11 protein-coding genes are annotated in these 14,666 nt (G+C 70.9%); 6 read left to right on the forward strand and 5 right to left on the reverse strand.

The window, feature by feature from the left end; all coding sequences use genetic code 11:
• The first annotated feature begins 263 nt into the window (after nt 1-263).
• The 3 genes from ACLQ3F_RS10010 (at nt 264) to ACLQ3F_RS10020 (ending at nt 2,322) form a co-directional block, all read left to right on the forward strand.
• Nucleotides 264-863 (forward strand): RNA polymerase sigma factor, encoded by a 600-nt coding sequence (locus tag ACLQ3F_RS10010; protein ID WP_425848120.1) that lies wholly within the window; start codon nt 264-266, stop codon nt 861-863.
• Complete coding sequence (locus ACLQ3F_RS10015) at nt 860-1,573, forward strand: hypothetical protein (RefSeq protein WP_425848121.1); 714 nt, start codon at nt 860-862, stop codon at nt 1,571-1,573. The genes ACLQ3F_RS10010 and ACLQ3F_RS10015 overlap by 4 nt, the downstream gene beginning before the upstream one ends.
• 125 nt (nt 1,574-1,698) lie before the next feature.
• Nucleotides 1,699-2,322 (forward strand): hypothetical protein, encoded by a 624-nt coding sequence (locus tag ACLQ3F_RS10020; protein WP_425848122.1) that lies wholly within the window; start codon nt 1,699-1,701, stop codon nt 2,320-2,322.
• A gap of 46 nt (nt 2,323-2,368) precedes the next feature.
• Here ACLQ3F_RS10020 and ACLQ3F_RS10025 read toward each other — a convergent pair whose 3' ends face one another.
• Nucleotides 2,369-3,994, reverse strand: a complete 1,626-nt coding sequence (locus ACLQ3F_RS10025) for a glycoside hydrolase family 43 protein (protein ID WP_425848123.1) — start codon at nt 3,992-3,994, stop codon at nt 2,369-2,371.
• Between the two features lie 242 nt (nt 3,995-4,236).
• Between ACLQ3F_RS10025 and ACLQ3F_RS10030 the strand changes: the two genes are divergently transcribed.
• Nucleotides 4,237-5,220, forward strand: coding sequence for a LacI family DNA-binding transcriptional regulator (locus ACLQ3F_RS10030; protein WP_387350884.1), 984 nt, complete (start codon nt 4,237-4,239; stop codon nt 5,218-5,220).
• A 6-nt stretch (nt 5,221-5,226) separates the two neighbouring features.
• Here ACLQ3F_RS10030 and ACLQ3F_RS10035 read toward each other — a convergent pair whose 3' ends face one another.
• Together ACLQ3F_RS10035 and ACLQ3F_RS10040 are read right to left on the reverse strand one after the other, a co-directional pair.
• Entirely contained in the window at nt 5,227-5,931 is a 705-nt protein-coding gene (locus ACLQ3F_RS10035) for a SanA/YdcF family protein (protein WP_425848124.1), read from the reverse strand.
• Between the two features lie 532 nt (nt 5,932-6,463).
• Entirely contained in the window at nt 6,464-7,798 is a 1,335-nt protein-coding gene (locus tag ACLQ3F_RS10040) for an extracellular catalytic domain type 1 short-chain-length polyhydroxyalkanoate depolymerase (RefSeq protein WP_425848127.1), read from the reverse strand.
• Nucleotides 7,799-8,352: 554 nt separating this feature from the next.
• Between ACLQ3F_RS10040 and ACLQ3F_RS10045 the strand changes: the two genes are divergently transcribed.
• Nucleotides 8,353-10,413, forward strand: coding sequence for a cellulose binding domain-containing protein (locus ACLQ3F_RS10045; protein WP_425848129.1), 2,061 nt, complete (start codon nt 8,353-8,355; stop codon nt 10,411-10,413).
• Between the two features lie 141 nt (nt 10,414-10,554).
• Here the strand turns inward: ACLQ3F_RS10045 and ACLQ3F_RS10050 are convergent, their stop codons facing one another.
• Nucleotides 10,555-12,909, reverse strand: a complete 2,355-nt coding sequence (locus ACLQ3F_RS10050; RefSeq protein ID WP_425848131.1) for a VWD domain-containing protein — start codon at nt 12,907-12,909, stop codon at nt 10,555-10,557.
• Nucleotides 12,906-13,508: a hypothetical protein gene (locus ACLQ3F_RS10055; RefSeq protein WP_425848134.1), complete on the reverse strand. Its 603-nt coding sequence runs from the start codon at nt 13,506-13,508 to the stop codon at nt 12,906-12,908. Before ACLQ3F_RS10055 ends, ACLQ3F_RS10050 begins: the two co-directional genes overlap by 4 nt.
• A gap of 186 nt (nt 13,509-13,694) precedes the next feature.
• Here ACLQ3F_RS10055 and ACLQ3F_RS10060 point away from each other — a divergent pair, with 186 nt between their 5' ends.
• Nucleotides 13,695-14,507 (forward strand): SAM-dependent methyltransferase, encoded by an 813-nt coding sequence (locus ACLQ3F_RS10060; RefSeq protein ID WP_425848136.1) that lies wholly within the window; start codon nt 13,695-13,697, stop codon nt 14,505-14,507.
• The last annotated feature ends 159 nt before the right edge of the window (nt 14,508-14,666 follow it).

A 14,666-nucleotide genomic window follows, 5' to 3' on the forward strand; every position in this document is an offset into this window, starting at 1 on the left:
CTCGGGGAAGGGGCGGCGTGCCGCCAGCCGGTCGGTGCGCGGTGCCCTACGGCGCCGAACTGCCGCGCCGGGCCAAGCATCAGGAAACTGTATTAACAGATACCAGTACGTCGATTCGCCGTCAATCGACGACCGCGAGGCGTGACGGCCTCTGTTCATCCCGTCGTTGGCGGGACGTACCTGCCGGTGGCTATCGTCGGGCCGTAACTGATCAACGGGCCGGTCCGTCGGAACCAGCACCGTCCGACGGACAGAAGATGGTCATGGAGTCGAGTCTGCGCGCTCGGGTACGAGCCGGTGACCCCGGCGCGTTCGCCGAGCTGTTCGACGCGTACGCGCGCTCGGTGTACAACCACGCGTTCCGGCTGACCGCCGACTGGGCCACGGCGGAGGACGTCATGGCCGCGACGTACCTGCAGGCCTGGCGCTCCCGGGAGCGGGTGACCGAGGAGGGTGGGTCGCTGCGTCCCTGGTTGCTCGGCATCGCCACCAACGAGGCCCGTAACCACGCCCGCAGCAACCGTCGCTACCGCAGGGTGGCCGCCGCGCTGCTCGCCTCCGACTTCACACTGCCCGACCACGCCGACGAGGTCGCCGGCAGACTCGACGACAGCCGCCGCATCGCCGCCGCCATCGACGCGCTCGCCCGGCTGCGTCGATCCGAGCGCGAGGTGCTGACCCTGTGCCTGTGGGAGGGCCTCGACTACGAGTCCGCCGCGGAGGCGCTGGGTGTTCCGGTCGGTACGGTGCGCTCCCGGCTGTCGCGGGCCCGCGCCCGGCTCCGTACCCTCGTCGACGCGCCACCGCGCGCCGCGCGACCGCCGATCGTGGACACCTCGCTCGCACGGGAGGGCAGCCAGTGAGCGCGCCGGACCCGGCCGAGTGGGCGAGGATCGCCCCCCACCCCGGCTACCAGGACCTGCCGGAGGGCCGGCACGAGGTGCACCGCCGTCGCCTGCTCGCGGCGATCACGCAGGAGCCGCGTACCCGAAGAAGGGCCTTCGTGACGTCGCGGCCCGCGCTCGCGGCGGCCGCGTTGGTCCTGGTGGTGGCGGGGATCGGCGGAGGGATCGCGAGCCGGTCCGGCGACGCGCCCCCGGCCGCGATCCCGTCACCCGAGGCGACCCGCCCGGCCGCTCGGCCGGCGCCGCCGGGCACGGCCGCCAAGAATCGTGGGTACGGCACCGTGCGCCAACTCACCGACACGGCCGACCTGGTGGTCCGCGGCGAGGTGGCGTCGGTGACGGACGGGCGGGCGGTCTACCGCGTGGCGGAGGTGCTGTACCGCGCCCCGGCCGCCCCGGTGCCCACCGAGATCATCGTGGCCGCCGAACTGGCCGGGACGGCCGGCCGGCCGAGCGTCCTCTACCTGGGCCTCGTCGACCCGGCTGGGCGCGTCTACCACCCGCTCGGAGGGGAGTTCGGGATCTTCGACCTCGCCGGGGAAACGGCCACCAGCCGGTCACCGGCGATGGCGGTGACCGGTCTGCGTAGCGAGGACGCCACCGCTGCGGGTCGCGCGTTCGTCACCACGCTTGCCGAGCTTCGTCAGCTCGCGCGCGAGCGGCGTTGACCCCCGAAAAGCCGAGCCCAAAAAAAATGGAACTCGGTGCCCGGGACGCACAGATAGAAGGCGTAAGCAGTGCCGCGTTCCGAGCGAGACGGCCCGGGACGGCACCGAGACGCGAGGAGCGTTCCATGGCAGTCGACCTTCGCCGTACCCGGCCGCTGTGGGCCACGGCCGCCGCCGTGCTGTCCGTCGCGGCCCTGGCCGCCTGCGGCAGCGGCGGTGACGCCGACCGGGCCGCCGGGCCCGCCCCGAGCAGCGCCGCCCCGAGCAGCGCCGCCACGCCGACGGACGTCGCGCCCCCGCCGATCAAGGGCAAGCTGCGTGGGTACGCCACAGTGCGGCAGCTCAGCGACACCGCGGACCTGGTGGTACGCGGTGAGGTCGAGGAGACCGGATTCCGGGTCGACGAGGTGCTGAGTGCGACGACCGGATCGACAGTGCGGGCCGGGGCGCGGATCACGCTCGCCCAGCTGCCCGCCGGTGTGCCGGACATGGCGCACATGTCGAAGCTCGAGGCCGGCCAGGTCGTGGTGCTCTACCTCGCCCAGGACCCGGCGGCCTCGACGTTCCGGACGCTCAGCGGCGACTTCGGCGTGTTCGACCTGAACGGGTCCGGCGCGGAGGCCGTCGCCACGACCCGCTCGCAGACCATGGCCGTCAGCGGCCTGAACGCCGAGGACCCGGCCGCCTCCGGCCGCGGGTTCCGCACCACTCTCGGCCAGCTGCGGGCCGTCGCCGCTCAGGCCAGGTAGGAGGAGTGGGCACGCGGACGGCACCCGCCGAGTGCCGTCCGCGTGGTCACTGTTCCCGGTAGGTGGCCAGGTCGAAGTCGGCGTGCACGCCGTCTCCACCCAGGTCCTGTACCCACAGGCCCAGGAACGCCCCCGTGAAGCCCCACGCCGCCGGCTCACCGTCGATGATCAGCGCGGCGTGCTCGTCGGACAGGATGGTCGCGTCCAGCTCGACAGGTAGCCGCTGCCAACCGGCGCCGAGGTCGTAGTCGAAGCGCACCGCCGGCCCGTCGAAGATGGCCCGCAGGCCGACCCGGGTGACACCGTCGACATCGACGGTCAGCTCGGGGTACGCGGTGCGCCGCCCGTTGTCGGAGCTGAGCAGCTCCAGCACCGTCCGGCCGTCGTCGGCCCGGGTCAGGTAGAGGTGGTGCCAGTTGAGCGTGTTGTAGTAGGCGGTGATCCCGGCGAGCTGACGGTGGTCGGCCGGTGCGAACTCCACAACGGTCTCCAGCGAGCACTCCCTTGCGCCGACGCGCCGCCCGACCAGGCTGGGTGCCTGTCGACCCACCGGCGACTGCCCGCCGTGGACCCGCAGGTACGACGGGCGGGTGCGCAGGTCGACCCAGTCCGGAGTGGCCGGCCGACGCAGCGTGGACCAGCACCGGCCCAGCTCGGGGGCGTCGAAGTGGTCCGTCTCGGGCTCCGCCGGCCAGGGGTGCGCGGGCAGGTCGGGTGCGACGACATCGTCCGCCGGCACCCCTCCGGCGATGCGCGGCCAGCCGCCCGACGGCCACTCGACCCGCTGGATCGCTGTCTCCCGACCCAGCACGCAGTTGCCCAGCGGGGAGTACGGGCGACCAACCAGGTGGGCCATGTACCACTCGCCGTTCTGCGTGTGGACCAGGCTGCCGTGCCCCGCCTTCTGCAACCGCAGGTCGGGCCGCCCGAAGGAGGTGAGCAGTGGCCCGTCCGGGTCCACCTCGTACGGTCCGAACAGCTCCCGGGACCGCGCCACGGTGACCTGGTGCTCCCAACTGGTGCCGCCCTCGGCGGTGATCAGCCAGTACCAGCCGTCGTGGCGGTACAGGTGTGGACCCTCGGTGACCCCGGCCGGGGAGCCGGTGAACACGATGCGGGGGCTGCCGACCAGACGGCGTGCGGCACGGTCGTACTGCTGGATCTCGATGCCACCGAAGCGGTCGCGGCCGGGCCGCCAGTCCGCGCTCATGCCCAGCAGCCAGGTGGTGCCGTCGTCGTCGTGGAACAGCGCCGCGTCGAACCCGCGCCCGTGCAGTTTCACCGGATCGGACCAGGGGCCGGTGATGCACTCTGCGGTGACCAGGAAGTTCTGCGGATCCCAGTAGCCGCTGGCGAAGCTGGCCACGTCGCTGTAGACGAGGTGGAACTGACCGTCGTGGTACGTCAGGTCGGGCGCCCACACTCCGTTGGAGTCGCCGCATCCGCGCAGATCGAGCAGGCGCCGGTCGGTGATGATCCCACCCAGGCTGCGCCAGTTCACCAGATCACGCGAGTGGTGCACGAGCACACCCGGATACCACTCGAAGGTCGAGGTGGCCAGGTAGTAGTCGTCGCCGACGCGCAGGATCGACGGGTCCGGGTGGAAGCCGGCGAGGATGGGATTGCGGATCGACCGGATAGCGGTCGCCACGTTAGCGATGTCGGTCGACACGAGCACTCCTCTGGACGGGCTGTCTGGAACTTCCGGAAAATCGCGGTCCTGGATCACTGGAGGCCCTGCTTACGCTAGCCGCTCTTTTCGCAATAGGACAGAGGTCTTGACCGCTGGGACAACAGCTCGTAGCGTGCCGGCCATCGATCGGCATTACCGGCGAAGCATTGAAAGTTTCGGAGATCCATAGCTCCGCAGGGGGGACCGTGGGCACGGAGAACGGCCGAAACGTCACCATCGCCATGATCGCGCGGTTGGCCGGAGTCTCCGTGCCCACCGTCTCCCGGGTCATCAACGGCCGCTCCGACGTCGCCCCCGACACCCGGGAACGCGTCGAGGAGCTACTGAACCGGCACGGCTACCGCCGCCGCTCACCGTCACGGCGTACCGACGCCGCCCTCATCGATCTGGTCTTCAACGACCTGGACAGCCCGTGGGCCGTGGAGATCATCCGTGGGGTGGAGGACGTCGGCCAGACCAGTGGCGTCGGCACCGTCGTGTCGGCCATCCACTGGCGCATCTCCTCGGCCAAGCAGTGGCTCGACAACATGCGTACGCGGTCCACCGAGGGAATCATCTTCGTGACCTCGATGGTGAACCCACCGTTGCAGGCCGAGCTGCGCCGGCTCCACCTGCCGGTCGTCATCATCGACCCGGCCGGGGTCGACCCGCAGGAGTCACCCACCATCGGCGCCACCAACTGGGCGGGCAGCCTCAGCGCCAACCAGTACCTGATCAGCCTCGGCCACCGCCGCATCGGCTTCATCGCCGGCCCGCCGCACCTCATGTGCAGCCGGGCCCGGATGGACGGCTACCGGGCCGCCCTCGGCGCCGCCGGGATCCCCATCGACGACGCCCTGATCCGCCCCGGCAACTTCTACCACGAGGCCGGCTTCACAGCGGGTACGCAACTGCTGGCCCTGCCCGACCCGCCCACCGCCATCTGCGCCTCCAGCGATCAGATGGCCCTCGGCGTCTACGAGGCGGTCCGTAAACGGGGTCTGCGGGTGCCCGACGACGTCAGCGTGGTCGGCTTCGACGATCTGCCGGAGGTGCGCTGGTGCTCGCCACCGCTGACCACCGTCCGGCAACCCCTGGCCGAGATGGGCATGCTGGCCGCGCGGACCGTGCTGCGCCTCGCCAGCGGCGAGAGGACCGAGAGCCCCCGTGTCGAACTCGCCACCGAACTCATCGTCCGCGACAGCGCCGCACCAAGGCGCTCGTGACCATGCCTAGTCGACGCGCAACGCGTCGTCGACGCCCGTCTCCCGACGGCCGAGGTGCGCCGGATCCCGACCGGAGAGCAACTCCAGCGCTGCCTTCAGGCAGGCGCCGTTCTCCCGGTACGAACTGAACCACCACGTCTGGGCGTACCGCTTCGCGCTGTCGTCGCCCACGCCGTTGGCGTCGATGCCGAGGCGGCGGCACAGTGCCACGGCGCGCGGAAGGTGGAAGGTCTGGGTCACCACAGTGGCTCGCCGCACCCCGAAGATCCGCTCAGCGCGCGCACACGAGTCGTACGTGTCGAAGCCGGCGTAGTCCGGCACCACCTTGTTCGCTGGTACGCCCCGCTCCACCAGCCACTTTTGCATCGCGGCGGGCTCGTTGTAGTCGGCGTTCATGTTGTCGCCGGACACGAGGATCGCCCGCACCTTGCCGGCGTCGAACAGCCGCCGGGCGATCTCCAACCGGGCGGCGAGGACGGGTGAGGGCGTGCCGTCGGCGTCCACCTTGGTGCCCAGGACCAGGGCGACCGGGGCGTCCGGCACCTCGGACTCGCCGTAGAGGTGGCCCTCCGCGGTGTCGCGGATCCACGTCACGCTGGCCACCGTGCCGCCGGTCAGCACCACGATCCCCACCACGAGCGCGAGGACCGTACGACGGACCAACGGATGCTCCCCGTACCAGCGTCTGGCCGCGCCGAATCGTCCCCGCATGCCGCAAGGCTATTCGGCCCGCGCTCACGACTGTCGTCGGCGTCGCTGTCGACCTGATGCCGTAGCCGAGTCATCGATCGTCTATGGACAATTGCTCACTGTTAACGCTAACGTGACGGACAGTCGTCGATACTCGACCGATCTCAGGCCGCCGTGACGGAGCTGTCGCCATTGGCCCGAGGCGTGACGGATGACGATCGTGGCGTGGGGCGGGTGGCACGTGGCCGGCGCGAGACGGCCCGAGACCACCACCGGGCGACCCGCGCGCCACGCGGCCGAGGCGTGAACGGCCACCGGGATTCCAGGGCACCGCAGCAGCCGGGACAGTCGTGCGACGACGACGACGACCGGCCCGCCCACCTGCCCAGCGCACACCGCTGAGCAGTGGCCCACAGCTGGGCCGCCCTGATGGCGACCGTCGATCCCGGCCCTGGCCGCCGGGTTGCGTCCCGCTGTTCGGAGTCCGGGCCCGAGCAGCGGGACGCACACCCGCACGAACAACCGACGGGGTACGCCGCCGTCGGTCACCGCGTCAGCTTCGGGACCACCGCTGGCTGTTCGAGCCGTTGCAGCTCGACAGGACCGCAGGGGTGCCGTTGGCGGTTCCGGCGGCGTTGGGCGTCAGGCACAGGCCGGACTGTGCGCCGGTCACCGTGCCATCGGTGTTGACGTTCCACTGCTGGTTGGTGCCGCCGTTGCAGTCCCAGATGATCACCCGGGTGCCGGGCGAGGTTCCGGCGCCCTCGGCGTCCAGGCACTTCGTGCCGTACACCTGGAGTTGTTTCGCGGCGGTCGACGTCCACTGCTGGTTGGTGCCGCCGTTGCAGTCCCACAACGTCAGTTGGGTGCCGTTGGTCTGCGACCGCGACGGGACGTCGAGGCAGCGGTTGGCGGCCGCGTTGCGCAGTGGCGCCGACGTGCCGCCGGGTGGCGGCGTGGTGGGGCTCGTGGTGTCGAAGCCGAGGAACCGGATGGCCTGCGCGGCGTCGAACGGGATGGAGTGGCCGTACCCCTGGAAGCTGATCGCCTCGACGGGCGCCGTGCCGCCGGTGCCTCCGTACCGGGTACGGGTGGCGCTGGCCTGCGGGGAGTCGGTGAAGCTGGGGGTCTGCGACACGCCCAGCACGTTGGTCCACTGCTTGATCTGCTCGCCGAAGTTGACGTAGCTCAGCGTGGTGTCCGTGGTGCCGTGCCAGATCTGGAACCGAGGACGCTTGCCTGAGTAACCGGGGTAGGCGTTGCGGACCAGGTCACCCCACTGCTGCCCGGTCCTGACGATCCGGCCGCCGGAGCACTCGCTGTTCCACTCCGCGCCGTTGGTGGTGGCGAAGCACCCGAACGGAACCCCGGAGGAGCTGAACCCGGCGTGGAACACATCCGGGTAGAGGCCGACCATGACGTTGCTCATCATGGCGCCGGAGGAGAACCCACCCACGCCGATCCGGTTGGCGTCGACCGGGTAGCGGCTCCGCACGTGGTCGACCATGGACTTGAGGCCCACCGGATCGCTGCCGCCGTCGCGCCGCAGGGCCTGCGGTGACGAGACGTCCCAACACTTGCTGCTCCGGGTCACCGACGGGTAGATCACGATGAAGCCGTAGCGGTCGGCGAGGGTGCTCAGGCCGAAGCCGCTGTGCACCGCCGGACCGCTGCCGGTGCAGTAGTGCAGGGCGAGGAGCAGGGCCGGCTGGGCCGCGACCCGGTCCGGCACGTACAGGTGCATCTGGAGGTTCGTCGGGTTGGTGCCGAAGTTGGTCACCTGGGTGAGCGTCGCGGCCGACGCCGGGGTGGCGACCGTGACCACTGCCGTCATCGTCGCCAGGGCCGTCGCCAGCGTGGCGGCCAGCAGTGCGATCCTTGATCTCATCGGCGGTTCCTCTTGTCGTGAGTCGGGGACCCGGCGGCAGCACGGCGGTCCGGCGCAGGCGGATCGACGACGGCGCCAGGGTGGCCCCGGGGCGCGCGACGTCCACCGCGCGTCACCGGCGGCTGCTGACGGATCCTGATGCGACGTCCACCTGCCCCGGGGACGTCCTGACCACTGAGGTCGAACCAGCGAGGGCCTCCCGGTGAGCCGCGGACGCTGACCGCCTCGCATCGACTGTGAGCGATAACATGCCGTTCGTCAAGCTGTAACGTTCCCGGCTGCCGTGAGTGTCCGCAGGCGTCGTTCCGGGCGCGGCGAAGACGACGTCTGACGCGTATTGAGATTGTCCAACCGACAGTGCCATTGTGGTACGTCGATGAAGAGCCGCGCGCGGGGCTGACGTCCGTCCACTGGGCAGCCGGGATCCAGAGGTGATCTCGGGGGGCGGTGACACGAGCGATGGACCAACCCGAGTCTGCCGTCCACGAGATCGCCCGTCACCGGTTCGCACCCTGACCGGTCGGGCGGCTCCTCTGCGCGAAGGAACCCCGCCCATGCGTAAACCGAAGACCCGAGCAGCACTCCTGGCGGGCCTGCTGCTCGCCGCGAGCGCGCTCGCGGGCGTCAACCCACCAACCGCCAGCGCGGCGGCCGACCCGGTCACCGTGACCGTCAACACCCGCGCGGGACTGGCGAGGGTGCCGGACACCGCTCTCGGCGTCAACCACGCCATCTGGGACTCGAACCTCGGCACCCCCGAGACGTCGGACCTGCTCAGAGATGCCGGTGTGCAGATGATGCGCTACCCCGGCGGCTCGTACGCCGACATCTACCACTGGAAGGACCACACCGCGCCCGGCGGTTACGTCGCGCCGGGGACCGACTTCGACACCTTCATGGCGGCGGTCCGGCGCGTCGGCGCGCAGCCGATGATCATCGCGAACTACGGCACCGGCTCGCCCGCCGAGGCAGCCGACTGGGTGCGGTACGCCAACGTCACCAAGAAGTACGGCGCGCGGTACTGGACCGTCGGCAACGAGAACTACGGCAACGGCCACTACGGGTCCGCGTGGGAGGCCGACGACCACCCCGACAAGAGCGCCACACAGTACGCGAGGCTGGTCGTCGAGTACGCCGACGCGATGAAGGCTGTCGACCCGAGCATCAAGGTCGGAGCGGTGCTGACCATGCCGGGCAACTGGCCGGACGCCATCACCGCCGGCAGCGATCCGGGCCCGTGGAACCAGACAGTGCTCTCCATCGCCGGCCCGAAGATCGACTTCGTGGACGTGCACTGGTACCCGGGCGGCACCGCCGCCGAGTCGCTGGCCCGCGTCAACCACCTCCCCGACGCCACCTACCTGCTGCGGCAGCAGCTCGCCCGGTACGCCGGCCCGAACGCCGACCGCATCGGCATCAGCTTCACCGAGCTGAACGTCGACGCCGGCCGGAACACCCAACCGGCGGCGCTGTTCCTCGCCGACGTCTACAGCGGTCTGCTGGAGAACGGCGTCTTCACCGCCCACTGGTGGAACGTGCACAACGGCATGGGCACCGTGACGCAGGTGGCCGGTCAGACCGACTACGGCGACTTCGGGATGCTCTCCAGCGGAGCCTGCACGGAGGACGGCTCGGTCTGTCAACCGCCGCTGAACACACCGTTCGCGCCGTACCACGGGCTGAGCATGATGAAGCTCTTCGCGAAGACCGGCGACCAGTTCGTTCGCGCTGGCACCGACGAGCCTCTGGTCACCGCCCACGCCGTCCGCCGGAGCAACGGTGACCTCGCCGTGCTGCTGGTGAACAAGGACCCGGACAACGACCACCCGGTCACCATCGACTACTCCGGGTTCACCCCGTCGACCGTCGCGCCGACGGTGTCCACCCTCACCAACGGGGCCACCGGCATCGTCACCAGCCAGTCCGGCTCGGCGACCAGCCGGACACTGCCCGCGTACTCGTTGACCACGCTCGTGCTGCGTGCTGCCGGCACCACCGCCGGACGGCCGACGGCACCGGGCCAGCCGACCGCGAGCGGCGTCACCGACCGCGCCGCGACGATCACCTGGCCGGCGTCCGCCCCGGGCGCCAGCCCGATCGCCAAGTACGAGGTGCACCGGCAGTTCGGCGCGGTCAGCGAGCAGGTCGGCGAGACGACGAGCACCTCGTTCACCGTCGACAACCTCGTGCCGGGCGGCAGGTACACAGTCAACGTGCTCGCGCGCGACACCGCCGGGCGGGTCTCCTGGGCCTCACCGCCGCTCACCTTCGCCACTGGCAGCCCTGCCGCCAGTACGTGCACCGTCCGCTTCAGCGCCAACAACGACTGGGGCAACGGTTACATCGGTGGCGTCGAGATCATCAACAACGGGTCCAGCCCGATCAACGGCTGGACGCTCACCTGGACCTGGCCCACCGGTTGGCAACAGGTGAGCAGCGGTTGGAGCGCCACCTGGGAACAGGTCGGCACCGCGGTGCGGGTCACGCCCACCACCGACAACCGACAGATCGCCGCCGGCGGCACGGTGAGCGCCGGCTTCGTCGGCGCGTACGGCGGGCCGAACGTGCTGCCCACGGCGTTCACCCTCAACGGCACGATCTGTAGCACCAGCTGACACCACGGTGGTGGTCCGCCTAGCGTCCGGTGACCTGGTTGCCGACCGCGACGTCAGGTCACTGCCCGCGCGAAGGACGCTCAACGGCCCCGTCCCCGACCGATGCCCGGTCGGGGGCGGGCTGGCCGGCAGACGGCAGGCTCAACCGATCTGACGGACGGCGACCGTCGCCGAGCCGGTCTCGTCGGCCCACGGGTCCAAAACGAGTGTGTACGTGCCGCGCTTCGGCAGCGGACCCGTCTCGAACCGGCCGGTCCCGCCGATGATGCAGCCGCTGCCCATCGGGTCGCCGTCCGGGCCGGTCAGGAGCAGGATGCCGCACCGGTCAGGCAGACTCCCGGCAGTCACCACGACGGTGACGCGACGACCGGCGTCGGCGGTGAACCTCAGCCGGCTCACCGCACCCGGTCTGCTGACGGTCAGGGTGGCGGGTCGGCCGTCCGCGACGCTGTCGGCCTCCTCGTCGTGAGCGTCGCGTAGCCGCACGTCCGCCGAGCCGGTGTCGGTGGAGGTCCCGTCGACCTCCAGCACGTACCGGCCGGTGGCCGGCAGGACGAACCCGTCGACATGTCCCTGGCCGCCGATCACGCAGCCGCTGGTCACCTGTTCACCGGCCGGGTCGCGCAGGCGCAGCAGGTTGCACCGGTCCGGCACTGTGGCGTCGGTGACCTGGAGGAAGATCTTCTGACCGGCGCGGCCGTCGAAGGCCAGGCGGCTGACAGCGCCCGGTTGGGCGAGCGTCGCCCGGACCGCGGGCCCGTCCAGCGTGAGCGTCTTCTCCTCGTCGGTCACCGCAACGACCCGTACGGTTGCCCGACCGAGGTCGGCATCCCACGGATCGAGCACCACCTGATGGTCGCCGGTGGCCGTCAACGTGGTCGTGTCGATGAAGCCGGCACCGGAGATGACACAGCCGGTCGCCAGTTGCCGGCCCTGCGGGTCGAGCAGCAGCAACACGCCGCAGCGATCCGGCACGGTGGCGGCGGGTACCTCCACGAAGATCTTCTGACCGGCCCGGCCCGGCACCTTCGTCGCGGCCGTGGCGCCGGCCCGGGTCACCTCCAGCTCGACATCACCGGCGGCGGGCACGTCGCGCTGCGCGCGGGCGGCGTCCTCGGCGAACGCCACCTGCCCGGTGAGGCCGACGTCGAGCACACAGTCGGCGAAAATCTGCGGGTCGGTGACACCGGCCCGCCGGCAGACGAGTTCGGCGGTGGCCCGGTTGGGCAGGTCCCCGACGGTGAGCAGTCGGTCCGGGAACTGCCGGTCGGTGAACGTGCCGGTGTTCTGCCCCGGCTCGTAATCGAACAGCGACCGTTGCGCCTCGACGCGCCAACTGTCGGCGAAGCCCGGGTACAGCGCCTCGAAGGTGGGCGGCTGCGCCACCCGCTTGCCGTTGCGGACCGTCAGGTCGTCGCCGGGGTCACCGTCATGGTCGCCGAGCAGACCCTGCAGCGTCCCGGCCCAGGCGGTGGGCGCACTGACGCTCACGCTCAGCCCCCACACCCCGATCGGCTGCGCGGTCAGTCGCGCACCGCCCGGCCACTGCACTGTCACAGTGCCGTCTCCCCAGGTGGTGACGGTGCCACCGCGCGGCAGCTTCACCCCGTCCGGAGCGGACACCGGCGCGGCGCCGTTCACCCGGACCGCAGGACCGTCGGGTGTGGCGTATACGCCGACCCGGTCACCGGCCACCCGAGCGGCGACTGCCGAGTTGACGGCCACCACCGAGCTGGCCGGGAACATCGTCTGTCGTACCTGGACCTCGAAGTCGTCGGTCGTCGAGCGGGTCAGGACGAACTCACCGGCGGCCTGGAAGTCGTAGCGCAGACCGTCGTAGGTGAGCAGGTGCGGGTCGCCGTTGCTGTTCGCGCACCGGTAACCCTTGCCGATCACCGAGACCGAACAACCACCGCCACCGGGCGGTCGGGGCTTGGGCTGGTCGCAGTCCTTGCCGTTGGACGGGAGTTTCACACCGCTGTACGTCGTGCGCAGTGGCACACCGACCGCCTTGCGGTACGCGTTCTCCGCCAACACCGCGTGCACCTCGGCCGGGTCCGCAGTGCTGGCCTGTTGACCGCCCTGCGTGCAGAACTGGCCCCGGTCGGTGTCGTTCACCTCGTCGAGGGCATGGTTCATCTCGTGGATCAGGGTGGCGCACTGGTCCTCGGTGAAACCCGTTCCCTCCTCCGACAGCGCCCGCCCGTCGTTCTCCGGCACCCAGTTGATCTGCACGTCGCTACCCGGGACGTACGTCGTGGTGCTGCTCTCCGAGCCGAAAATGGGTCTACGCACCTTGATCTGCTTGCCGGAGCGTTCCAGTTCGTCGAGCACGGCACCGTTGCCGGAGCCGCGGATCTGTCCGACGCAGCCTGCGTACTCGGCTTGCAGGTCGTCGTTGACGCTGACCACGGCGGACGCCGCCTGTGGGGCGAGCAGCACCAGGACGCCCGCCAGCACGACGCCCATCCGCACTCGGCTCCGCAACCCGGTCACCCGCCCCTCACCTCGAACGCGACAGTGCCCTGCTCGGCCGTCGCGGCGCAGGCGTCCGCCGGCACACCGCGCAGCGGCGCTCGCAGGTAGCCCAGGACCAGCCGGTACGCCCCCGGTTGGTCGACCGGCCACCACGTGACGGTGGCCCCGCCCCGCCCGTCCGGCGCGGAGGTGGTCAGCGCCGCGCCGACCGGGCTCTGCGGGTCGCTGCCCAGCGTCAGCTCCACCGACCCACGCGGGGGCACCCGTACCAGGTTCTCGGTCAGGTACGCGGTGATGTCCCGGTAGTAGGCCGCGCCGCCGATCGCGGGCCCCACCGCCGTGCCGTCGCGGGTCAACGACATGACCGTCACCGCCCCGTCCGGCACCCGACTGAGCTGGCACTCGGCGTCGCGGTTGTTGACCAGCCTCAGCCGCAGGCTGATCTGCTCACCCACCCGGTACGACGGCTGCGACGCGCTGACCGTCAGGCCGACAGTCGCCGTGCCGCTGGTCGGTGTCGGTGACGGACGCGACCGTCTGCACCCGGCCGTGGTGACCAGCAGCAGTACGGCGAGACCTCCGGCGATCACCACCGTCCCTGCGCGGGGTACGCCCATGGGCCGCGAGCCTCCTCCGGGTGCCGACGGTCGGCACAGATCCCGGCCAGCCTGCCCCGAAGGGTGCCGCGAGCGCTGTCGTGATCCGGCCCGGCGGATGTCCGCTAGCCGACCCGGAGGGCCGAAAATCGATCATCGCGGGCGTTATGCTGCGGGACCGGACAGCCGGGGGAGAGGTGGTCGATCATGACGCAGTCGCAGTCGCAGTCGCAGTCGGAGGCAGCCCTGCAACCGGACAGGCCGAACGCGGCGCGGATGTTCGACTACTACCTCGGCGGGAAGGACAACTTCGCCGCCGACCGGGCCGCCGCCGAGATGGTGTTGCAGGTGGCGCCGTGGATGCCCGAGGCTGCCCGGCAGGGCCGTGACCTGATCGCCCGGACGGTCCGGCACCTCGTGCAGGAGAGGGGCATCCGACAGATCATCGACCTCGGGTCCGGGCTGCCGACCCGGGACAACGTCCACGAGATCGCGCACCGGATCGACCCGGACGTGCGGGTCGTCTACGTCGACAACGATCCGGTGGTCTGCGCGCACGGCCGCGCGTTGCTCGCCGAATCGCCGTCGGTGTCGGTGGTCCAGGCCGACCTGCGCGACCCCGAGCAGGTGCTCGGCCACCCCGAGATCAGCGCCGCGATCGACTTCGAAAGCCCGGTCGCGGTACTGATGATGTTCGTGCTGCACCTGGTGCCCGACGAGCAGGATCCGCAGCGGATCGTGGCCACCTACCGCGACGCGCTCGCCCCCGGCAGCTACCTGGCGCTGTCGCACGCCAGCACCGACACGCACCCCGACCTGATGGCCCGGATCTCCGCGATCTACGCGCGAGCGAACAGCCCCTTCGTGCCGAGGAGCCACGCGGACGTCTCCCGGTTCTTCGGCGACTTCGTCCTGGAGTCGCCCGGGCTGGTCAACATGTGGCCGTACGCCGAACCGCCGGCCACCGAGGACCCACAGGTCGCCCGCACCGGCTACAGCGGCGTCGCCCGCAAACCCTGAGCCGGGTCGGCAGGCGGGTCGCCCCCGTGCAGCAAGATCCACTCGTGCTTACGGAAGTCGGGGTGTTCCTGGCCGTCCAACACCCCGACTTCCCGGAAAGCGAGTGGATCAGCCCCCACCGGCCGCGCCGTTGGTGACACTCCGCTGTGGAGGCCATTA

This window comes from Micromonospora sp. DT15 (assembly GCF_049841475.1).
In the GTDB taxonomy this organism is placed as follows: Bacteria; Actinomycetota; Actinomycetes; order Mycobacteriales; family Micromonosporaceae; genus Micromonospora.

What these genes read in the sequence shown, in the direction of transcription:
- ACLQ3F_RS10030 (WP_387350884.1), top strand. Translation starts at nt 4,237, where the DNA reads ATGATCGCGCGGTTGGCCGGAGTCTCCGTGCCCACCGTCTCCCGGGTC.
- ACLQ3F_RS10040 (WP_425848127.1), bottom strand. Translation starts at nt 7,798, where the DNA reads ATGAGATCAAGGATCGCACTGCTGGCCGCCACGCTGGCGACGGCCCTG.
- ACLQ3F_RS10020 (WP_425848122.1), top strand. Translation starts at nt 1,699, where the DNA reads ATGGCAGTCGACCTTCGCCGTACCCGGCCGCTGTGGGCCACGGCCGCC.
- ACLQ3F_RS10010 (WP_425848120.1), top strand. Translation starts at nt 264, where the DNA reads ATGGAGTCGAGTCTGCGCGCTCGGGTACGAGCCGGTGACCCCGGCGCG.
- ACLQ3F_RS10045 (WP_425848129.1), top strand. Translation starts at nt 8,353, where the DNA reads ATGCGTAAACCGAAGACCCGAGCAGCACTCCTGGCGGGCCTGCTGCTC.
- ACLQ3F_RS10055 (WP_425848134.1), bottom strand. Translation starts at nt 13,508, where the DNA reads ATGGGCGTACCCCGCGCAGGGACGGTGGTGATCGCCGGAGGTCTCGCC.
- ACLQ3F_RS10035 (WP_425848124.1), bottom strand. Translation starts at nt 5,931, where the DNA reads ATGCGGGGACGATTCGGCGCGGCCAGACGCTGGTACGGGGAGCATCCG.
- ACLQ3F_RS10060 (WP_425848136.1), top strand. Translation starts at nt 13,695, where the DNA reads ATGACGCAGTCGCAGTCGCAGTCGCAGTCGGAGGCAGCCCTGCAACCG.